Origin of the sequence: Campylobacter sp. BCW_6871, from assembly GCF_001762325.1 — a bacterium.
GTDB classification, from domain to species: Bacteria; Campylobacterota; Campylobacteria; order Campylobacterales; family Campylobacteraceae; genus Campylobacter_D; species Campylobacter_D jejuni.
In genome coordinates, this window is sequence record NZ_MJWQ01000032.1 from 1 (window position 1) to 19791 (window position 19791).

Genomic DNA, 19791 nt, shown 5'->3' on the forward strand with positions numbered 1-19791 from the left:
CCCCCCCGAGTGAATGCTTCTTTTAAATATTTGTTTTTCATATTATTCCTTTTTATATAAAATCAAGTAAAATAAAATCTTTTAATTTTGGGCATATTTCGCACAAATAATCACTATACCATTGCATCAACTCCCTTCTCTCTTTTAAATTTTGTGCAAAATTATATGAAGCTTTAACCTTATTTTTTTCCGTATGTGCCAAACACATTTCTATAATATTGCTACTAAACTGATGTTTTTGAATATTTTCGTGAGCTAGAGTACTAAACATAGATCTAAAACCATGTGGAGTAAAATCTTCATTTGAATATCCCATTCTTCTAAATACCATTCTTACTGTATTATCACTCAAGATCTCATTTAGTCCATCGCCTTTCTTTTTTGTTTAATGGATTTAAATAAAAGATCATGATGACTTATTTGTTTGTATTCTTTTAATAATTGCACTGCAATATCACTTAGATGTATACAATGCGCTTTTTTCATTTTCATTTTTGAAGCAGGTATGTTCCACAAGCCATTTTCTAAATCAATATCTTCCCAAGCAGCATTTCTTATGCTAAAACTTCTTTGCGCAGTAAGAAGCGACAATAAGATTGCCATTTTTGTATTTGTATCACATTGTATATAAATAATATTTTCAATTAATTCTTTAATTTTTGAAACTTCCGTAATAGTCGCAAAATGTCTTGTTTTTTTTGTTATAGACCAAATCCTTTCTTTTTATACCAAGCATAATATTATTTTCAATCATCTCTTTGTTAACTGCATAAGTTAATGTTGTAAATATTTTTTTACCGACTTCGGATTTTTTTGTAGTTTTATTTTTTCAAGAACATTTAAAATGTCGCTTCTTTTAAGATTACTAATGGGAATATCTCCTATAATAGGATAGCAATGATTTTCCATTCGCTTAATAGACTCATTGAGAGTGCGTTTTGTTATGTCGTTTTTTTGAAGAAAATACTGTTCAGCAATTTTTCTAAAACTTGTATCACATCCTTCTTTTTTTCTTATACTTTCATTAGTTTTTAGTAAAGTTTTTATCTCATTTTTTTATCTCGAGCTTCTTTAATTGATATTTGCGGAAATTGCCCCAAAGTTATTCTTTTTAATTTTCTTGTTTTTGGATCTTTACAATCAAATACAAAAGACTTTTTGCCGCTAGGATAAACTAATACAAATAAATTATCACTATCGCTAATTAAAAATTTTTTATCTTTTGGACTAATATTTACTATATCTTTCTGTGTAAGCATTTAAAAATAGACTCCTTGTGGTAATTTCTCCTAACTTTTTAGAATAAAAAATAAAAAGTTAGGAGAAAAGTTAGGAAAAAAGTTAGGAAATGAATTTTAACGGAAAAAACTTTAATTTAGGCTTTATATAGCTATAAATGCCTATTTTATCAATATTTTATAAGTATGATATTTATAGTAGTTTATAGTATCGATGGTGCGGTTAGCGAGATTTGAACTCGCACACGCAGAGCGTACCACCCCCTCAAGATGGCGTGTCTACCAATTCCACCATAACCGCATAAAAAAAGCCCAAAAAGGGCTTTGATAAGTTTTATTGTAAAACTATAAAAGGATTTGCATAAAGTGCTATTAGCGCGATAACAAGAGCATAGATAACTTGTGCTTCAATCATCGCTAAAGCGATAAACATAGTTGTCATTAATTTTGGCCCAAGGCCAGGGTTTCTAGCTGTTCCTGCAATTGTTGCCGCTGCAGTATTACCCATACCGATAGCACCACCAAGTGCTGCAACACCAAGACCTAAACCTGCTGCAAGAACTGAAAATGCTTTAATCCATACATTAATAGCTTCTTGCTCTACTGGAGCATTAGTTTCAGCTGCAAAAGCTACTGCTGAACATGCTAATAATAAAAAAAGAACTTTTTTCATTATCTTAACCTTTCTATAAAAAAATTTTTTCAATTTTTAAATCAGTTCGGCTTGCGTATCCCTACTTAAGACTTAAAAATAAAGCCGAATTATAACCAAAAGTATCTTTATTTTTATTGAAATTTACAAAAATTCACATTTTTGATTTAAATTTGATTGTTTTCAATAAAGCTTAAAAGTTTTTTTGCTTTAATAATATTTTAAAATAATTTTTAAGTTAAGGTTGTAACATTGAGTTCTAAATTTTCAAAAATAGGTTTCATTTTAGCGGTAGCAGGTTCAGCGGTGGGCTTGGGTAATGCTTGGAAATTTCCAACATTAGTAGGTCAAAGTGGTGGATCTGCTTTTATCTTGCTTTATATAATTCTTACTTTAGGTGTAGGTTTTGTGATATTTTTAGCTGAGCTTAGCATAGGAAAAATTAGTGAAAAAGATCCGGTTAATGCCTATGAAAAGTTAGCACCTTCAAATAAAAAAGCTTGGTCTTATGTTGGTTTTACTATGGTGGGGGCGATTTTAATAGTTTCTTTTTATACCTTGGTGATTGGCTGGATAGTTAAATATGTGTTTTTAAGTATCACTGGAAATTTGCCTATGGATCTAGAAGTAAGTAAAGCACAGTTTGGATTTTTTACAAGTGAGGATTTTTTAAGTCAGTTTATTTGTTTTACTTTGGTTTTTTTATGTGTTTTTTATATTGTTTCTAAAGGTGTTAAGAATGGGATTGAAAAGTTAAATGTTTGGATGATGCCTTCATTGTTTATTTTACTTATTTTGATGCTTGTTTATGCTATTAGTAAAGATGGTTTTATGATGGCGGTTAAATTTCTTTTTGTACCTGATTTTTCCAAAATCAACACTTCAAATGTTCTTGAAGCCTTAGGACTTGCTTTTTTTAGTCTTTCTTTGGGCGTTGGAACGATTATTACTTATTCTGCTAGTCTGCCTGATAAAACCAATTTTATTACCAGTACTTTAAATATTATTTTTATCAATCTTTTAGTTGGTTTATTAATGGGTTTGGTTGTTTTTACTTTTATCTTTGAATTTGGCTACAATCCTAATCAGCAAGGACCAGGACTTGTTTTTATTTCCTTAGCTACTTTATTTGAAAAAATTGGGGTGATTGGTTGTATTTTTGGAGCAGCATTTTTTATTTCTTTAATCTTTGCTGGTATTACTTCAGCTGTTTCAATGATAGAGCCTTTTGCTTTTTATCTTATTAATACTTTTGGCATGAGCCGTAAAAAAGCTTTGATTTTAATAGGAATTGTTGTTTATATTTTAGGAATGTTGTGTATTTTATCTTCTTTAAAAAGTACTCAGTTTGGATTTTTTGGAATGAGTTTTTTTGATTTGCTTGATAGTGTTTCAAGCAAGGTTATTATGCCTTTAGGTGGAATTTTGGCAGCTATTTTTGTGGGATTTGTGATGAAAAAAGATGCTTTAAAAATTTTATTTGAACCTTATATGAGCGGTATATTTTTTGAACTTTGGTATGTGTTTTTGAGATTTATTTCCCCTTTGGCTGTTGTTATAGTTATGATAGCCGCTTTTTTAAAGTGAGTTTGAAAAATAATGAGAACATATTTTTCAAAAATCGGTTTTGTATTGGCTGTTGCTGGTGGAGCCGTTGGTTTAGGTAATGCTTGGAAATTTCCAACTTTAAGTGCAGAAAATGGTGGTTTTGTTTTTGTGCTTTTATATTTGTTTTTTACCTTAACTATAGGATTTAGTATTTTTTTGGCTGAAGTGGCTATGGGACGTTTAAGTAAAAGTGATCTTGCAAATGCTTATTCAAATCTTGCTATAAAATATGGCAATAGATGGCGATATGGCGGCGTTTTTATGTTAGGTGGTATTTTTGTCCTCTCTTTTTATCTAGTTATCATGGGATGGGTTTTAAAATATACTGTAGTGAGTCTTTATTATCTTCCTAAAACTTTAGATGAAGCAGCAAGTAATTTTCAGAATTTAATCACTACAAATTTGACAAGTTCTGTTTTTTTCTTCACTTTATCTTTTTTTCTTACTTTATTGATAGTATCTAAAGGTTTAATCAAAGGGATTGAAAAATTAAACGTTGTTATAATGCCTAGCTTATTTTTAATGCTTGTTTTTATGTTGTTTTATTGCATGGGATTTAAGCAAGGTTTTGCAAATGCTTTTTCTTATTTATTTTATCCTGATTTTTCACACTTTAAATTTAGCTCTATTGCCGAAGCCTTAGGGCTTGCATTTTTTACCTTATGCTTGGGAATAGGTTGTATAGTTACATATTCATCAGCCTTGGATAAAAAAACAAATTTTATAAAAAGTTCAGTGTATATTGTTTTGATTAACTTATTGATTTCTTTTATTATGGGGCTTATTGTTTTTACTTTTATCTTTGAATTTGGAGCCGATCCACATACTCAAGGAGCGGGGATTGTTTTTGTATCCTTGATGAGTTTGTTTAATCAGCTTGGGATTTTAGGCTATATTTTTGCATTTTGTTTTTTCTTAGCACTTTTTTTTGCTGGTATTACTTCAGCTGTTTCAATGATAGAGCCTTTAACTTTTTATATGATTAATAACTATCAAATTTCTCGTGCTAAAGCTCTATTTTTAATAGGTTTATTTGTTTTTGTTTTTGGAATTTGTTGTATCTTGTCGTTAAATTTAAATTTTTTTTCTATGTTTAGTTTTTTTGGCAAAGATTTTTTTACTTTATTAGATAAATTAACTTCAAATTTTTTACTTCCACTTGGTGCTATAGCATGCTCTATATTTGTAGGTTTTTTTATGAATAAAAAACAAATTTATAAAATTTTTTCTAAATTTATAAGTCGAAAAATTTTCTTAATTTGGTTGTTTTTTATTCGTTTTATATCGCCTATAGCAATAATTTTGGTAATGTGTTATCAAATTTTTGTATAATAATGAAAAAATATTTTTTAAGGAAAAATAATGGCTAAAAAATTCATCGATGTAATGGATACAAGCTTTAGGGATGGTTTTCAGTCTGTTTATGGAGCTAGGGTTTTAATGGATGATTTTTTTCCTGCAGTAGAAGCAGCAAAAGAAGCAGGCATTACACATTTTGAATTTGGCGGTGGTGCTAGATTTCAAAGCTTGTATTTTTATCTTAATGAAGATGCTTTTACCATGATGGATAAATTTAGGGCTATTGTAGGAAAAGATACCAATCTTCAAACTTTAGCAAGAGGGGTCAATACCGTTACTTTAGATACTGGAAGTAGTGAACTTATTGATTTGCATGCAAAACTTTTTGCAAAACACGGTACTACAACGATAAGAAATTTTGATGCCCTTAATGATGTAAATAATTTAAAATTTAGTGGTGAATGTATAGTAAAACATGGGTTAAAGCATGAAATTACTATCACTTTAATGGATTTACCGCCAAATTGTAAAGGTGCCCATGATGTGCCTTTTTATGAAAAAATTTTAAAAGAAATTTTAGCAGCAGAAATTCCTTTTCATAGTATTTGTTTCAAAGATGCAAGTGGGACTTCTAATCCAAATAAAATTTATGAAACCATTAAAATGGCTAGAAAAATTTTACCTCAAGATACACACATTAGACTTCATACGCATGAAACTGCAGGAGTGAGTATAGCCTGCTATCTTGCAGCACTTGAAGCAGGGGTTGATGGTATCGATTTGGCTGCGGCTCCAGTAAGTGGCGGAACCTCTCAGCCTGATATTTTAACCATGATGCATGCTTTAAAAGGCAAAGATTATGATTTAGGCGGACTTGAGGAAGAAAAAATTCTAAAATACGAAGAAGTTTTAAAAGATTGTTTAAAAGAATATTTTTTACCACCTGAAGCTACTATGGTAAATCCACTTATTCCTTTTTCTCCTATGCCAGGAGGAGCTTTAACAGCAAATACACAAATGATGAGAGATAATAATATCTTAGATAAATTTCCACAAGTCATTCATGCTATGAGAGAAGTTGTAGAAAAAGGTGGATTTGGTACTTCGGTTACTCCAGTTTCTCAATTTTATTTTCAACAAGCTTTTAATAATGTGATGTTTGGACCTTGGAAAAAAATAGCAGAAGGTTATGGAAAAATGGTGCTTGGTTATTTTGGAAAAACTCCTGTTACACCCGATGCAAATATTGTTGAACTTGCTTCAAAACAACTTAATTTAGAACCTACTACAGAGCTTGCTATTAATATAGCTGATAAAGATGAGAGTAAAAGTATAGTTTATACCAAAACCTTGCTTGAAAAAGAGAGTATAGAAACGAGTGAAGAAAATATATTTATTGCAGCAGCTTGTAAAGAAAAAGGTATAGCATTTTTAAAAGGAGAGGCAAAGGTAAATGTACGCAAATTAGCTAGTATGCCAAAGCCTATGAGTGTAGATGAAAACAAATTTACCGTAGCTGTAAATGGTAATAAATATCATGTAGAGGTAAGCTATGGTTTTGATAAAGATGTTAATGTTAAAAGTGTAAAAAAAGTAGAAGAAAATAAAAATATTGTTTCTTCAAATTCAACAAGTTCTGTAGATGCTGAAAATGAAGTTTTAGCAGGTATTTCAGGTAATGTCTTTAAAATTTATGTTAACGAAGGTGAAGAAGTAAAATCAGGTCAAGCCATCATGGTTTTAGAAGCAATGAAAATGGAGATTGAGGTTAATGCTCCAAAAGATGGAATTATTTCAGAGCTTTGTATTAAAATAGGCGATACTGTTAACGAAGGCGAAGTATTAGCTATCTATAAGAATTAAAGTGAGGGAAAGATGAAAAAATTTGATAATTTAGGTTTGGATAATATAAAAGAAATTTTTCATAATTTAAGTTATGATGAATTAAATGCTCATGAAAAAGCAAATAATGAAGGTTTAAGTACGGATAATGATACTTTTTGTGTAGATACAGGGATTTTTACAGGTAGAAGTCCTAAAGATAAATATTTTGTAAAACAAGATCCATCTAGTAAGTATATTGCTTGGGGAAAGGTAAATCAGCCCATTACAAAAGAATTATTTGATAAGCTTTTGACCAAAGCAAAACAAGAATTAAGTGGAAAGAAAATTTATGTTCAAGATGCTTTTTGTGGCGCTTCTTTGCAAAGTCGCAAAGCAGTAAGATTTGTTACTGAAATTGCATGGCAAGCGCATTTTGTTAAAAATATGTTTATTCGCCCAAGTCAAGAAGAACTTGAGAATTTTAAAGCAGATTTTATTGTTTATAATGCTTGCAAATGTATCAATGAAGATTACAAACAAGATGGTTTAAATTCAGAGGTTTTTGTAATCTTTAATGTTGAAGAAAATATAGCAGTTATTGGTGGAACTTGGTATGGCGGAGAAATGAAAAAAGGTATTTTTTCTATGATGAATTATTGGTTGCCACTAGAAAATAAACTTTCTATGCATTGTAGTGCAAATGTCGGAGAAAAAGGTGATGTAGCACTTTTCTTTGGACTTAGTGGCACTGGAAAAACTACACTCTCAACCGATCCAAAAAGAAAACTTATAGGTGATGACGAACATGGTTGGGATGATGAAGGTGTATTTAATTTTGAGGGTGGTTGTTACGCAAAAACAATCAATCTCGATCCTGAACATGAGCCTGAAATTTATGGTGCCATTAAAAGAAATGCACTTTTAGAAAATGTAGTTTTAAGAGCCGATAAGAGTGTTGATTATGCTGATGCTTCAAAAACAGAAAATACAAGAGTTTCTTATCCTATAGAGCATATTGAAAATCATGAGCCTAGTCTAAAAGCAGGGCATCCAAAAAATATTATATTTTTAAGTGCAGATGCTTTTGGAATTTTACCTCCAGTAAGTAAACTAAGCAAAGAGCAGGCTATGTATTATTTTTTAAGTGGTTATACAGCAAAAGTAGCTGGAACTGAGCGTGGTATTTTAGAACCTCAAGCAACTTTTTCAGCTTGTTTTGGAGAACCTTTTATGCCTTTGCATCCAACGGTTTATGCGAGATTACTTGGTGAAAAGATTGAAAAGCATGAAGCTAATGTTTATCTTGTTAATACAGGCTGGAGCGGTGGAAGCTACGGTGTGGGTAAAAGAATGAGTATTAAGGCTACTAGGGCTTGCATTAATGCTATTCTAGATGGAAGTATTGCAAAATGTGAATTTGAAAATTTTGAAGTGTTTGATTTAGCTATTCCAAAAGCTTTAGAAGGTGTAGAAAGCACGCTTTTAAATCCTATAAATACTTGGTCAGATAAAAATAATTATATTGCAACAAGAGATAAATTAGCACATATGTTTATACAAAATTTTAAACGTTACGAAGATGTCAAAGAAGGCATTGAATTTAGCAAATTTGGACCAAAAATTTAAGGCATTTAAATGAAAAATGAAATGTGGTCAGGACGCTTTAGTAGTGCAAGTGATGAGCTTTTAAAAGAATTTAATGCAAGTTTAAATGTAGATAAAACTTTGTTCAATGAAGATATACAAGGTTCTATAGCACACGCTACAATGCTTGAAAGTTGTGGTATTTTAAAAAAAGAAGAATTAGATGCTATTATAAAAGGTTTAGAGCAGGTTAGAAGTGAAATAGAGCAAGGCAAATTTATTTTTGATATTAAAGATGAAGATATTCATATGGCTATAGAAAAGCGTTTAAGCGAGCTTATAGGTAGTGAAATTGGTGGAAGACTTCATACTGCAAGAAGTAGAAATGATCAAGTGGCTACTGATTTTAAACTTTTTGTCAAAAAATCTCATATTGAACTTATAAAGCTTTTAAAAGAATTGATTCAAACCATGCTCGAACATGCCAAAGTGCATAAAAAAACTATTATGCCAAGTTTTACACATTTACAACACGCTCAGCCTGTGAGTTTTTCTTTTTATATTTTAGCTTATGCTTTTATGCTAATGCGAGATATTAAGCGTTTGCAAAATAGTCTAGAACTCGCTGATTTTTCGCCACTTGGGTCTTGTGCGTGTGCAGGAACAAGCTATGCCACCAATCGTGAGTTGAACGCTAAAATTTTAGGATTTAAAGATATTATGCCAAATGCTATGGATGGAGTGAGTGATAGAGATTTTGCTCTTGATTTACTTTATGATATAGCAGTTATTTTTACACACACTTCAAGACTTTGCGAGGAAATGATTTTATTTTCAAGTTCGGAATTTTCTTTTATATCCATAAGTGATAGTTTTTCAACAGGAAGTTCTATCATGCCTCAGAAAAAAAATCCCGATGTTTGTGAACTTATACGCGGAAAAACAGGGCGTGTCTATGGAAATCTGATTTCTCTTTTAACTATAATGAAAGCTCTACCTTTAGCTTACAATAAAGATATGCAAGAAGATAAAGAAGGGCTTTTTGATAGTGTAAAAACCGCTAAAGATAGTTTAATCATCTTAAATGCAATGTTAAAAGAAATACGAATTAATAAAGAAAATATGCTTAATGCTTGCAAAAAAGGTCATTTATTGGCTACTGATTTGGCGGATTATTTAGTGCGTGAAAAAAATATTCCTTTTAGAAAGGCACATTTTATAGTAGGAAATGTTGTTGCACAAGCTGAAATACAAGGCATTGATATAAGCGAAATTAAAGATCTTTCAAAAATAGATCCTATATTTGATGAAAAAGCTATAGAGCTTTTAAATTTTGAAATTTCTTTAAATTCTAAACAAAGTGAAGGCTCAAGTTCTACTACAAGCGTAGAAAAGCAAATTCAAATTTTACAAGAATTTATTAAAAAAATATAAATATTGTTTAGGCTATTTTGCCTAAACATTGAATCTAAAATGCATTACATCGCCATCTAAAACGATATAGTCTTTTCCTTCAAGGCGTAGCTTTCCTGCTTCTTTGGCGCCATTTTCGCCTTTGTATTGGATATAGTCTTCATAGGAAATAACTTCAGCTTTTATAAAGCCTTTTTCAAAGTCATTATGAATCACGCTCGCTGCTTTTGGTGCTTTCCAGCCTTTTTTGATTGTCCAAGAACGCACTTCAACTACACCAGCGGTAAAATAACTGATCAGTCCAAGCTTAGTAAAAGCAGTGCGTATGATTTGATCAAGACCGCTTTCGTTAACTCCTAGAGAACTTAAAAATTCACGACTTTCTTCATCACTTAATCCTACTAATTCTTCTTCGATTTTTGCACAAAGCTTGATAACTTCATGATCATTTTTTTTAGCATATTCTTTTAAAGCTTTTACATAATCATTATCTTCACTAATACCATTTTCATCAACATTTGCACCATAAATCACTTCTTTAGCAGAAAGCAGTCTTAATTCTTTGATTAAGGCTTGATAAATTTCGCTTTCTTTTTCAGGATAAGAACTTGCAGCTAAGCCTTTGTTTAAATGATCAAGTAAAGAATTTGCAAGTTCGAGGCTTTCTTTAGCACCCTTTTGGTTGGCTTTGGTTTCTTTGGTGAGTTTTTCTATTTTTTTACTAAGTTGTTCAATATCTGCTAAAATAAGTTCTGTATTGATAATTTCTACATCACGCAAAGGATTAACTCCACCTTCAACATGGGTGATATTTTCTTCATCAAAACAACGCACTATGTGTAAAATAACCTCAGTTTCGCGTATATTTGAAAGAAATTTATTTCCTAAGCCTTCACCCTTACTTGCACCTTTAACAAGTCCAGCGATATCTACAAATTCTATTAAAGAATGCATAATTCTTTCAGGTTTTACGATTTTAGCAAGTTCATTAAGTCTTAAGTCAGGAACTTCAACCATGGCTTTGTTAGGCTCTATAGTGCAAAAAGGATAGTTTGCACTTTGGGCATTTTGTGCTTTAGTTAAAGCATTAAAAGTCGTTGATTTGCCAACATTTGGAAGTCCTACTATACCTACGCTTAAACTCATTTAGATTTCCTTAAAATTTGAATTAAATAATTAACACACATTCTAACTCCAGCTCCACCTGCACCAAAACTAGAATATCCCCAAGATTTTTCCGTATAAGCAGGTCCTGCTATGTCAAGATGTAACCATTTGTCTTTATATTCTTTACGAATAAATTTATCTAAAAATAACCCCGCGGTAATTGCGCCTCCATAGCGACTAGAGGCAGTGTTGCTAATATCGGCAATATTTGATTTTATAAGTTCTCTTAAGTGGGGGTTAAAGTGTAAGATTGTAGTATATTCTCCACTTTTTTTAGAGCTTAGATAAAAATCATTTTGCAATTCTTCACTGTTTCCCATAATAGCACTTGTAAATTCTCCAAGTCCTACAACACAAGCTCCAGTAAGTGTTGCCATATCGATAAGTAAATCAGGTTTTAAATCTTGTGCAAAAGAAAGACAATCAGCTAAAACCAAGCGTCCTTCTGCATCTGTATTTCTTACTTCTATACTTACGCCTTCGCGACTGATTAACACATCATCAGGCTTATAAGCATTGCCGCCTATCATATTTTCAGTTGCACCTAAAATACAATGCACTTCTAAATCTAAAGCAAGCTCGGCTACGGCTTTTATGATCCCCATTGCTGCTGCTGCACCGCTTTTATCAGCTTTCATTGTAAGCATAAAATCAGCTGGTTTTAAGCTTAATCCACCGCAATCGTAAGTTAAGCCTTTTCCAACAAATACAACACGTTTTTTTGCATTTTTGGCTTTATAGCTTAGATGAATGAGGCGTGGTGGATGTACCGAGGCACGATTGACTGCCAAAAAAGCATTCATTTTTTCTTTGGCCAAAAATTTTTCATCATAAATTTTACAAATAATGTTTTTATTTTCTTTAGCTAAATTTTGCGCATCTTCTGCCATTTTTAAAGGGGTGTAAATTTCAGGAATTTCATTGACTATATTTTTAGTAAAATTTGTGGCATTAGCTAAAATTTCTCCACGCTCCAAGCCTATCTTAGCTTCATCTTTATTAAATTTCTTACCATTTAATTCTTCGCTTGAAATAATAAATTTTTCCAAAGTGCTTGTTTTTTTCTCGCTTTTATATTTATCAAATTTATAAGCTCCAAAAAGTACGCCTTCAACTAAAGATGTAAAACTTCTAACTACACAATCTCCTATTATGCTAGGAAGTTTTACGCTTTTTATATTAAGCTTTTCAAGAGTTTTATATGCTGTGCAAAGACTTAATCTTATATCCTCATAAGCAAGGCTTTTAAGCTCTAAATAAAGCTTTTTATTGTTTAAGTCTAGTAATACACCTTCGCCTTTGTAATTATTAAGTTTAAAAAAATCTTTTTCTTTGTTAAAATTTTTTAAATTTTTATCCTGTATAAAAATAAGTTCAAAGTCTGCTTTTATAGCATCTAGTTTTTTATCGTTTAATTCAAATTTCATGATTTTTTCCTTTTATCTTTAAGTATAGCTTTTTCCATTTGTTTAAAACCAAATAATAAAAGGGATAAAAAAGCTATAATAATAATGGCTGCATAATACCAATGTTCTTCAGCCCAAGTCACCATCTTCCAAATTTGTTCTCCAAAATACCAAGCTAAAAGTATAGTGATTGATGCCCAAACCCAAGCACTAAAAAGATTGATAATAGCAAATTTTTTTGCACTATAACGCGTGACTCCTATACTCATAGGTATAATGGTTCTAAAGCCATACATATAGCGTTGTATAAAAATAATAGGCCAACCAAAACGTTGTAAAAGTAAGTGTGCTACTGCAAATTTACGCCTTTGGGTTTTTAATTTTTTTTGTATGTAGCGTTTATTATATCTTCCTATATAGAAATAAATTTGATCGCCTACAAAACCACCAAGTCCTGCTATAAATATAACAAAGCCTAAATTTACATGTCCTTGATGGGCAAAAATACCTGCCAAAATTAAAGCCAACTCCCCTTCTAAAATACACCATAAAAAAATAATAATATATGCTAGATCTTTGTATTGGTAAAGTAAATTTTTTAAAAATTCTTCCATTTGCGCCTTTCTATAGTTTTAAATTTCTAAAACACTATAAACTGAAGTAAGTTTTTCAAGTTTATTTGCTCCATTTAAATCTTTAAGATTCATTAAAAAACAAGCTTCAATGCATTTTGCTCCAGCTTTTTGAATAAGTTCATACGAAGCTATAGCTGTTCCGCCAGTTGCTATTAAATCATCTACAAGTAAAACCTTTGCATTTTGAATATTTTTAAATGCATCTTTATGAAGTTCTACTTTATCGCTGCCATATTCAAGATCATATTCGCAGCTAAAGGTTTCAAAAGGGAGTTTTCCAGGTTTTCTAATAGGCACAAAAGGAAGATTAAGTTTTGCACAAATCATAGATGCAAAGATAAATCCTCTGCTTTCTGTTCCTGCTATGAAGTCTAGATTGTAATCTTTGTAGCGTTCTTTTAAATGTTTAAGTAGAAAATTTAAAGCCTCTTTGTTATTTAGTAGAGTGGTAATATCTCTAAAAATAATTCCTTTTTTTGGAAAATCAGCAATAATTCTAATGCTATCAAGCAGGTATTTTTGTTCTTCTTGTGTTAGTTTTATCATAATAATGCCTCGATTTTTGCTTCTAATTCTTTAATTCTTTGTCTTAGTTTGTCATTTTCTAAACGATATTGAGAATTTCTAGTTCTTAAAGATGTAAGGTCTGCTTTGATTTTATTAAGCTCTTCTGTGAGTATATCTATATTTCCAAGACTTCTTTGAAGTTGGATTTGTAGTTTTCTAATAACAATCTCAGTATCATCAAGATTGTTTTTGATAAAATCTTTTGATGTTTTTTCTTTATTAAGTAGAGTTTTATAGTAAAACAACATTACAATCAGATAGATAGTTGCACAAATTAATATAGTTAAAACAAGCCAGTTTGTAAACATTATATTTTTACCTCAATTTTTTGAATTCTTTGCATATGTCTCCCTTCTTCAAAAGGAGTTTGAATGAATTTTTCTATAATATCTGTAGCTAATTCAATCCCGATTAATCTTCCACCTAATGCCAAAACATTGGCATCATTATGTCTTCTTGCAAGTTCCGCACTTAAGCTTTCATGGCATAATGCGCAGCGAATGTTTTTATGACGATTTGCTGCAATAGAAATTCCAATTCCACTTCCACAAATAAGAATGCCAAAGCTTCGTTTGTCTATTTTTTCGGCAAGTAAATGTGCATAATCAGGATAATCACAGCTTGCGCAAGTGTTTGTTCCTAAATCGTTAAAAATTATATTTTTTTCTTTTAAAAATACGCAAATTTTTTCTTTTAATTCAAAACCAGCATGATCACTAGCAATATAAATTTTTTCCCTAAGCATTGGTTTCCTAATTACTATATAAAATAAGATAAAAATCTAATCTTATCATATTAAATCATAAAAACAGCTTTTCTTTTTTTAAAAATAAGCTTTATTTTTCTTTATATATGTTAGAATTTGCGACAAGAAAAATAAAATTTCAATAAATTAAGGGGAGAAGAAAATGAAGCTCATACTCATAGGATCTTCAACAGGTGGTCCTAATCAGCTTAAATTTCTTTTAAAGGATATTGATATAAAAAATACTTGTGTAGTTATAGCTCAACACATGAGTGTTAGTTTTATTCCATCTTTTGTGGGGCAATTTAATAAAGAGGCTTTTAGTGAAGTGTGCTTATTGAACGATAAAGAGATATTAAGCAATAAAATTTATATTTGCCCTAAAAATACTATTTTATCTGGAAATTTAAATATTGTAGCCTCTTGGCAAGATGTGGTATCAAGTTTTAAGCCAAGTGTAGATTTGCTTTTTCATTCCGCTGTTTCTTTGGCAAAAACAAATAAAATACTTGCTATTATTTTAACGGGTATGGGAGATGATGGCGCAAAAGGTTTATTTGAGCTTTATAAAACAGGGGTTAGATGTTTATGTGAGAATGAGGCAGATAGCGTCGTTTATGGTATGCCAAAAAGAGCAAAAGATATGAATCCACATTTAAAACCTATGAGCTTAAAAGAAATTAAAAAAGAAATTATAAATTTTATTGATCAGGATTAATAAAAGGAAAATTACATGGAAAAAAAAATAACTCCTAGCGAATTAGAACTTAATGAATTTATAAAAATTATCAACGAAATGAGCGGTATTGATTTAACCGATAAAAAAAATATATTAGCTTTAAAGTTGAATAAATTTCTTGAAGGAACTAATACTAAAAATTTTTCCGAATTTTTGGGAAAATTAAAAAGTAATAGACAACTTAAACAAGAAACTTTAGATTTTGTAACCATAGGTGAAACTTATTTTTTAAGAGAATTGGCTCAATTGAAAGAAATAATTTATTATGCCAAAAGCTTAGAAAAGAGAGTAAATATCCTAAGCGCCCCTTGTTCAAGTGGAGAAGAGGTATATTCTTTGGCATTATTGGCTGCACAGAATTTTATTAAAGATATGTATATTTTAGGCATTGATATTAATTCAAGCGTGATTGAAAAAGCAAAACTTGGAAAATATCAAGGAAGAACTTTACAGCGATTGAGCGAGAGTGAAAAAAGAAGGTTTTTTTTAGAAAGCGAAGATAAATTTTATACTATTAATAAAAATGAGCTTTGTACTTGTAAATTTGAACTTTGCAATGTTTTTGAAGAAAAATTTTCAAGATTGGGAAAATTTGATATTATAGCTTCTAGAAATATGATTATTTATTTTGATCATGAATCAAAACTAAAACTTATGGAGAGATTTCATAGAATTTTAAATGATAAAGGAAGGCTTTATGTTGGCAATGCTGATTTAATTCCAGAGACTATTTATTTTAAAAAGATTTTCTCTCCAAGAGGTGTTTACTATGAAAAAGTATGAATTCTAAAAATTACTAAAAGTTACACTTTAGAAATTTATTAGTAAAAATAAGTTACATTTTGAAGTAGTTTTCTTTATTTAATGATAAAATAATTTTAATTAATTTTATATTTAGTTAAAAATAAAGGAAAAAACTTGATTGAATTAAAAAATGTAAACAAATACTACGGAACTCATCATGTTCTAAAGAATATTAATCTTTCTGTTAAAGAAGGTGAGAAGCTTGTTATTATAGGTCCAAGTGGAAGTGGAAAAAGTACAACTATCCGTTGCATGAATGGGCTTGAAGAAGTTAGTTCAGGAGAGGTCGTAGTTAACAATCTTGTTTTAAATCATAAAAATAAAATTGAAATTTGTCGAAAATATTGTGCAATGGTTTTTCAGCATTTTAATTTATATCCACATATGACGGTTTTGCAAAATTTAACCTTAGCTCCAATGAAACTTCAAAAAAAATCTAAAAAAGAAGCTGAAGAAACAGCTTTTAAGTATTTAAAAGTCGTAGGTTTAGTGGATAAAGCAAATGTTTATCCAGCAACCCTTTCAGGCGGACAACAACAGCGCGTTGCTATAGCAAGATCACTTTGTACTAAAAAACCCTATATTTTATTTGATGAACCTACTTCAGCCCTTGATCCAGAAACCATACAAGAGGTTTTAGATGTAATGAAAGAAATTTCACACCAAAGCAATACTACCATGGTGGTTGTTACACACGAAATGGGTTTTGCAAAAGAAGTAGCAGATAGGATTATTTTTATGGAAGATGGCGCTATTGTGGAAGAAAATATTCCTAGTGAATTTTTCTCAAATCCAAAAACCGAACGAGCGCGACTCTTTTTAGGGAAAATTCTTAAAAATTAACCAAAATTGAAAGGAGAAAAAATGGTTTTTAGAAAATCTTTATTAAAGTTGGCAGTTTTTGCTCTAGGTGCTTGTGTTGCATTCAGTAATGCTAATGCAGCAGAAGGTAAACTTGAGTCTATTAAATCTAAAGGACAATTAATAGTTGGTGTTAAAAATGATGTTCCACATTATGCTTTACTTGATCAAGCAACAGGTGAAATTAAAGGTTTTGAAGTAGATGTTGCCAAATTGCTAGCTAAAAGTATATTAGGTGATGATAAAAAAATAAAACTAGTCGCAGTTAATGCTAAAACAAGAGGCCCTTTGCTTGATAATGGTAGTGTAGATGCAGTGATAGCAACTTTTACTATTACTCCAGAGAGAAAAAGAATTTATAATTTCTCAGAACCTTATTATCAAGATGCTATAGGGCTTTTAGTTTTAAAAGAAAAAAATTATAAATCTTTAGCTGATATGAAAGGTGCAAATATTGGAGTAGCTCAAGCTGCAACTACAAAAAAAGCTATAGGTGAAGCTGCTAAAAAAATTGGTGTCGATGTTAAATTTAGTGAATTTCCTGATTATCCAAGTATAAAAGCTGCTTTAGATGCTAAAAGAGTTGATGCGTTTTCTGTAGACAAATCAATATTGTTAGGTTATGTGGATGATAAAAGTGAAATTTTACCAGATAGTTTTGAACCACAAAGTTATGGTATTGTAACCAAAAAAGATGATCCAGCTTTTGCAAAATATGTTGATGATTTTGTAAAAGAACATAAAAGTGAAATTGATGCTTTAGCGAAAAAATGGGGTTTATAATATGAATGAAAGTGTAGGTTTTGTTGAACATTTAAGACAAATTCTTACTTCTTGGGGTTTATATGATGAAAATAGTATAAGCCCTTTTGCGGTATGGAAATTTTTAGATGCTTTGGATAATAAAGATGCTTTTATTAATGGTTTTATTTATACTTTAGAAGTAAGCATTCTTGCTTTGCTTATAGCTACAATTTTTGGAACTATAGGCGGAGTTATGGCTACAAGTAGATTTAAAATTATCAGAGCCTACACTAGAATTTACGTAGAGCTTTTTCAAAATGTTCCTTTGGTAATACAAATTTTCTTTTTGTTTTATGCCTTGCCTGTTTTAGGTATAAGACTTGATATATTTACTATTGGTGTATTGGGTGTTGGGGCTTATCACGGAGCTTATGTAAGCGAGGTGGTTAGAAGTGGAATTTTGGCTGTACCAAGAGGTCAGTTTGAAGCTTCTGCGTCTCAAGGGTTTACTTATATTCAACAAATGCGTTATATTATAGTACCTCAAACCATTAGAATTATTTTACCACCGATGACAAATCAAATGGTAAATTTAATCAAAAATACCTCTGTATTGCTTATTGTAGGTGGAGCTGAGTTAATGCATTCTGCTGATAGTTACGCAGCTGATTATGGAAATTATGCGCCAGCTTATATATTTGCAGCGGTTTTATATTTTATAATTTGTTATCCTTTGGCTTATTTTGCAAAGGCTTATGAAAATAAATTAAAAAAAGCACATTTAACGAGATAAAGGGTTGTTAATGGAAAATGTTTTTAATGCACAAAATATTGAATTTTTAATGCAAGGTTTATTTCTGACATTAAAAATAGCCTTAGCAACTTGTATTATTTCGATTATTTTTGGAACTTTTTTAGCTATAACTAAAAATTATGGGGATAGATTAAGTAAATTTTTAGCAGCTTGCTATATAGATATTTTTAGAAATACTCCTTTATTATTATGGATGCTTGCAGCTTGTTTTGTTCTACCTATATTTTTTGGACAATTTCCTCAAGCTTTTTGGGGTACTATAGGATTTTCACTTTATACGAGTTCGGTTATGGCTGAAATTATTAGAGGTGGATTAAATTCTATACCAAAAGGTCAGTTTGAAGCAGCTTATTCTCAAGGTTTTGGTAAATTTTTTACTCTTTTTTATATTATTTTACCACAAACTTTTAGAAAAATAGTACCTGCTTTATTATCTCAAATTGTAACCACTGTAAAGGATACAGCTTATTTAGCGGGTTTAGGTATAGCTGAGCTTACTTATAACTCAAAAACTATATTGGCAAAACTAACAAGTTTTGAAGAAATTTTAGCGATGATAGGTGTTGTTGCGGGAATCTATTTTATAATATGTTTTTCACTTTCTATGTTGGTAAGATATTATGCCAAAAAGACAGCTTACATTTCTTAAAAAAGCTTATATTTTTATATAAGCTTTTTAAATTTACAGCAGTTTTTAACATTTTTTTTATTAAAATCCTTTGTATTAATTCATAATTTTATTGATTAAGGTTTTTTATGCGAGGTTATAAAATTTTTTCAGGCTCAGCTAATGTGGAATTTGCAAGACAAGTTTCTAAATATCTTTCCCTGCCTTTAAGCGATGCTGGAGTAAAACGGTTTAGTGATGGGGAGATTAGTGTTCAAATTGATGAGAGCGTACGCGGAAAGGATGTTTTTATTATTCAAAGTACTTGTGCTCCTACAAACGATAATTTAATGGAACTTTTAATTCTTACAGATGCTTTGCGTCGCTCAAGTGCAAATTCGATTACGGCTATTATCCCATATTTTGGCTATGCGAGACAAGATAGAAAAGCAAATCCTAGAGTGCCAATTACTGCTAAACTTGTGGCTAATTTGATTCAGGCAGCTGGGATTGATCGCGTAGCTACGATAGATTTGCATGCAGGACAAATTCAGGGTTTTTTTGATATTCCAGTAGATAATCTTTATGGAAGTATAGTTTTTAATGATTATATTAAAGCCAAACATTTTAAAAATGCTATTATAGGAAGTCCAGATATAGGCGGTGTTGCAAGAGCTAGGAGTGTTGCAAAGCATTTAGGACTTGATATAGTTATAGTTGATAAGCGTCGCGAAAAAGCCAATGAAAGTGAAGTAATGAACATCATTGGAGATGTAAAAGATAAAGAAGTTATCCTAGTAGATGATATTATTGATACTGCTGGCACTATAGTTAAAGCTGCAGAAGCTTTAAAAGAAAAAGGTGCAAAATCTGTTATGGCTTGCTGTACTCATGCAGTTTTAAGTGGAAAAGCCTATGAGAGAATAGCAAGTGGAGCTTTAGATGAGCTTGTAGTAACAGATACCATACCTTTAAAAGAGCAATTACCAAATATTAAAGTATTAAGTGTTACATCTGTTTTTGCTGAAGTAATACGTCGTGTTTATCATAACGAAAGTGTAAATTCTCTCTTTATTTAGATTAA

At 30.6% G+C, this 19791-nt stretch carries 23 protein-coding genes and 1 tRNA gene; 12 read left to right on the forward strand and 12 right to left on the reverse strand.

Translation table 11 applies throughout. From position 1 onward, the window contains the following. Nucleotides 1-52: 52 nt before the first annotated feature. The 6 genes from AJ930_RS09950 to AJ930_RS02625 all read right to left on the reverse strand — a co-directional run bounded on the left by AJ930_RS09950 (nt 53) and on the right by AJ930_RS02625 (nt 1911). Nucleotides 53-352, reverse strand: coding sequence for a tyrosine-type recombinase/integrase (locus AJ930_RS09950; protein WP_002881695.1), 300 nt, complete (start codon nt 350-352; stop codon nt 53-55). 8 nt (nt 353-360) lie between these two features. Next, on the reverse strand, nt 361-714 hold the full coding sequence (locus AJ930_RS09955; RefSeq protein WP_079264426.1) for a tyrosine-type recombinase/integrase: 354 nt from the start codon (nt 712-714) through the stop codon (nt 361-363). Between the two features lie 60 nt (nt 715-774). Further along, nucleotides 775-1047, reverse strand: coding sequence for a phage integrase central domain-containing protein (locus tag AJ930_RS10800; RefSeq protein ID WP_374220172.1), 273 nt, complete (start codon nt 1045-1047; stop codon nt 775-777). After that, complete coding sequence (locus AJ930_RS09960) at nt 1044-1259, reverse strand: Arm DNA-binding domain-containing protein (protein ID WP_002881691.1); 216 nt, start codon at nt 1257-1259, stop codon at nt 1044-1046. The genes AJ930_RS10800 and AJ930_RS09960 overlap by 4 nt, the downstream gene beginning before the upstream one ends. A 194-nt stretch (nt 1260-1453) precedes the next feature. After that, nucleotides 1454-1539 (reverse strand) — tRNA-Leu (locus tag AJ930_RS02620). 33 nt (nt 1540-1572) lie between these two features. Then, nucleotides 1573-1911, reverse strand: a complete 339-nt coding sequence (locus AJ930_RS02625; protein ID WP_002861627.1) for a F0F1 ATP synthase subunit C — start codon at nt 1909-1911, stop codon at nt 1573-1575. A gap of 231 nt (nt 1912-2142) precedes the next feature. Between AJ930_RS02625 and AJ930_RS02630 the strand changes: the two genes are divergently transcribed. The 5 genes from AJ930_RS02630 to argH are packed head-to-tail and all read left to right on the forward strand — an operon-like array spanning nt 2143 to nt 9639. Beyond that, nucleotides 2143-3477: a sodium-dependent transporter gene (locus tag AJ930_RS02630; RefSeq protein ID WP_044779223.1), complete on the forward strand. Its 1335-nt coding sequence runs from the start codon at nt 2143-2145 to the stop codon at nt 3475-3477. A 12-nt stretch (nt 3478-3489) separates the two neighbouring features. Then, nucleotides 3490-4830 carry a sodium-dependent transporter gene (locus AJ930_RS02635; RefSeq protein ID WP_044779224.1) on the forward strand — a complete coding sequence of 447 codons (1341 nt, stop codon included), beginning with the start codon at nt 3490-3492 and terminating at the stop codon, nt 4828-4830. A 30-nt stretch (nt 4831-4860) separates the two neighbouring features. After that, nucleotides 4861-6660, forward strand: coding sequence for a biotin/lipoyl-containing protein (locus tag AJ930_RS02640; protein WP_002861624.1), 1800 nt, complete (start codon nt 4861-4863; stop codon nt 6658-6660). A 12-nt stretch (nt 6661-6672) separates the two neighbouring features. Continuing rightward, nucleotides 6673-8247, forward strand: coding sequence for a phosphoenolpyruvate carboxykinase (ATP) (pckA, locus tag AJ930_RS02645; RefSeq protein ID WP_004305981.1), 1575 nt, complete (start codon nt 6673-6675; stop codon nt 8245-8247). A 9-nt stretch (nt 8248-8256) separates the two neighbouring features. Further along, nucleotides 8257-9639: an argininosuccinate lyase gene (argH, locus tag AJ930_RS02650; protein ID WP_002861622.1), complete on the forward strand. Its 1383-nt coding sequence runs from the start codon at nt 8257-8259 to the stop codon at nt 9637-9639. A gap of 21 nt (nt 9640-9660) precedes the next feature. On the opposite strand, the gene ychF is transcribed toward argH, so the two are convergent. From ychF to rpiB, 6 genes are read right to left on the reverse strand one after another with little or no spacing between them, the layout of a single operon-like run. Next, nucleotides 9661-10764: a redox-regulated ATPase YchF gene (ychF, locus tag AJ930_RS02655; RefSeq protein ID WP_004305979.1), complete on the reverse strand. Its 1104-nt coding sequence runs from the start codon at nt 10762-10764 to the stop codon at nt 9661-9663. Continuing rightward, nucleotides 10761-12212: a leucyl aminopeptidase gene (locus AJ930_RS02660; protein ID WP_070274800.1), complete on the reverse strand. Its 1452-nt coding sequence runs from the start codon at nt 12210-12212 to the stop codon at nt 10761-10763. Before AJ930_RS02660 ends, ychF begins: the two co-directional genes overlap by 4 nt. Continuing rightward, on the reverse strand, nt 12209-12805 hold the full coding sequence (locus AJ930_RS02665) for a DedA family protein (protein WP_002861619.1): 597 nt from the start codon (nt 12803-12805) through the stop codon (nt 12209-12211). The genes AJ930_RS02660 and AJ930_RS02665 overlap by 4 nt, the downstream gene beginning before the upstream one ends. Nucleotides 12806-12823: 18 nt before the next feature. Further along, on the reverse strand, nt 12824-13372 hold the full coding sequence (apt, locus tag AJ930_RS02670; protein WP_070274801.1) for an adenine phosphoribosyltransferase: 549 nt from the start codon (nt 13370-13372) through the stop codon (nt 12824-12826). Next, nucleotides 13369-13701 carry a membrane protein gene (locus AJ930_RS02675; RefSeq protein WP_002853247.1) on the reverse strand — a complete coding sequence of 111 codons (333 nt, stop codon included), beginning with the start codon at nt 13699-13701 and terminating at the stop codon, nt 13369-13371. Before AJ930_RS02675 ends, apt begins: the two co-directional genes overlap by 4 nt. Next, on the reverse strand, nt 13701-14138 hold the full coding sequence (gene rpiB, locus AJ930_RS02680; protein ID WP_002861617.1) for a ribose 5-phosphate isomerase B: 438 nt from the start codon (nt 14136-14138) through the stop codon (nt 13701-13703). The genes AJ930_RS02675 and rpiB overlap by 1 nt, the downstream gene beginning before the upstream one ends. A 163-nt stretch (nt 14139-14301) precedes the next feature. On the opposite strand from rpiB, the gene AJ930_RS02685 reads away from it, so the two are divergent. The 7 genes from AJ930_RS02685 (at nt 14302) to AJ930_RS02715 (ending at nt 19786) form a co-directional block, all read left to right on the forward strand. Next, entirely contained in the window at nt 14302-14856 is a 555-nt protein-coding gene (locus AJ930_RS02685; protein ID WP_002861616.1) for a CheB methylesterase domain-containing protein, read from the forward strand. Between the two features lie 15 nt (nt 14857-14871). Beyond that, entirely contained in the window at nt 14872-15660 is a 789-nt protein-coding gene (locus AJ930_RS02690) for a CheR family methyltransferase (RefSeq protein ID WP_002865901.1), read from the forward strand. Nucleotides 15661-15795: 135 nt separating this feature from the next. Further along, on the forward strand, nt 15796-16524 hold the full coding sequence (locus tag AJ930_RS02695) for an amino acid ABC transporter ATP-binding protein (protein WP_002865902.1): 729 nt from the start codon (nt 15796-15798) through the stop codon (nt 16522-16524). A gap of 21 nt (nt 16525-16545) precedes the next feature. Further along, complete coding sequence (gene peb1A / locus AJ930_RS02700) at nt 16546-17325, forward strand: bifunctional adhesin/ABC transporter aspartate/glutamate-binding protein PEB1a (RefSeq protein ID WP_044780510.1); 780 nt, start codon at nt 16546-16548, stop codon at nt 17323-17325. A gap of 1 nt (nt 17326) precedes the next feature. Continuing rightward, complete coding sequence (locus tag AJ930_RS02705) at nt 17327-18079, forward strand: amino acid ABC transporter permease (RefSeq protein ID WP_002853332.1); 753 nt, start codon at nt 17327-17329, stop codon at nt 18077-18079. A gap of 10 nt (nt 18080-18089) precedes the next feature. Then, entirely contained in the window at nt 18090-18749 is a 660-nt protein-coding gene (locus AJ930_RS02710; protein ID WP_070274802.1) for an amino acid ABC transporter permease, read from the forward strand. Nucleotides 18750-18856: 107 nt separating this feature from the next. Next, nucleotides 18857-19786 (forward strand): ribose-phosphate pyrophosphokinase, encoded by a 930-nt coding sequence (locus AJ930_RS02715; protein ID WP_002861611.1) that lies wholly within the window; start codon nt 18857-18859, stop codon nt 19784-19786. The last annotated feature ends 5 nt before the right edge of the window (nt 19787-19791 follow it).

Coding starts and splice junctions, on each gene's coding strand:
- AJ930_RS02690 (WP_002865901.1), top strand. CDS start 14,872: ATGGAAAAAAAAATAACTCCTAGCGAATTAGAACTTAATGAATTTATA.
- AJ930_RS02715 (WP_002861611.1), top strand. CDS start 18,857: ATGCGAGGTTATAAAATTTTTTCAGGCTCAGCTAATGTGGAATTTGCA.
- AJ930_RS02685 (WP_002861616.1), top strand. CDS start 14,302: ATGAAGCTCATACTCATAGGATCTTCAACAGGTGGTCCTAATCAGCTT.
- AJ930_RS02675 (WP_002853247.1), bottom strand. CDS start 13,701: ATGTTTACAAACTGGCTTGTTTTAACTATATTAATTTGTGCAACTATC.
- AJ930_RS02705 (WP_002853332.1), top strand. CDS start 17,327: ATGAATGAAAGTGTAGGTTTTGTTGAACATTTAAGACAAATTCTTACT.
- AJ930_RS02665 (WP_002861619.1), bottom strand. CDS start 12,805: ATGGAAGAATTTTTAAAAAATTTACTTTACCAATACAAAGATCTAGCA.
- pckA (WP_004305981.1), top strand. CDS start 6,673: ATGAAAAAATTTGATAATTTAGGTTTGGATAATATAAAAGAAATTTTT.
- rpiB (WP_002861617.1), bottom strand. CDS start 14,138: ATGCTTAGGGAAAAAATTTATATTGCTAGTGATCATGCTGGTTTTGAA.
- AJ930_RS02635 (WP_044779224.1), top strand. CDS start 3,490: ATGAGAACATATTTTTCAAAAATCGGTTTTGTATTGGCTGTTGCTGGT.
- ychF (WP_004305979.1), bottom strand. CDS start 10,764: ATGAGTTTAAGCGTAGGTATAGTAGGACTTCCAAATGTTGGCAAATCA.
- AJ930_RS02660 (WP_070274800.1), bottom strand. CDS start 12,212: ATGAAATTTGAATTAAACGATAAAAAACTAGATGCTATAAAAGCAGAC.
- argH (WP_002861622.1), top strand. CDS start 8,257: ATGAAAAATGAAATGTGGTCAGGACGCTTTAGTAGTGCAAGTGATGAG.
- AJ930_RS02710 (WP_070274802.1), top strand. CDS start 18,090: ATGGAAAATGTTTTTAATGCACAAAATATTGAATTTTTAATGCAAGGT.
- peb1A (WP_044780510.1), top strand. CDS start 16,546: ATGGTTTTTAGAAAATCTTTATTAAAGTTGGCAGTTTTTGCTCTAGGT.
- AJ930_RS09960 (WP_002881691.1), bottom strand. CDS start 1,259: ATGCTTACACAGAAAGATATAGTAAATATTAGTCCAAAAGATAAAAAA.
- apt (WP_070274801.1), bottom strand. CDS start 13,372: ATGATAAAACTAACACAAGAAGAACAAAAATACCTGCTTGATAGCATT.
- AJ930_RS02625 (WP_002861627.1), bottom strand. CDS start 1,911: ATGAAAAAAGTTCTTTTTTTATTATTAGCATGTTCAGCAGTAGCTTTT.
- AJ930_RS02640 (WP_002861624.1), top strand. CDS start 4,861: ATGGCTAAAAAATTCATCGATGTAATGGATACAAGCTTTAGGGATGGT.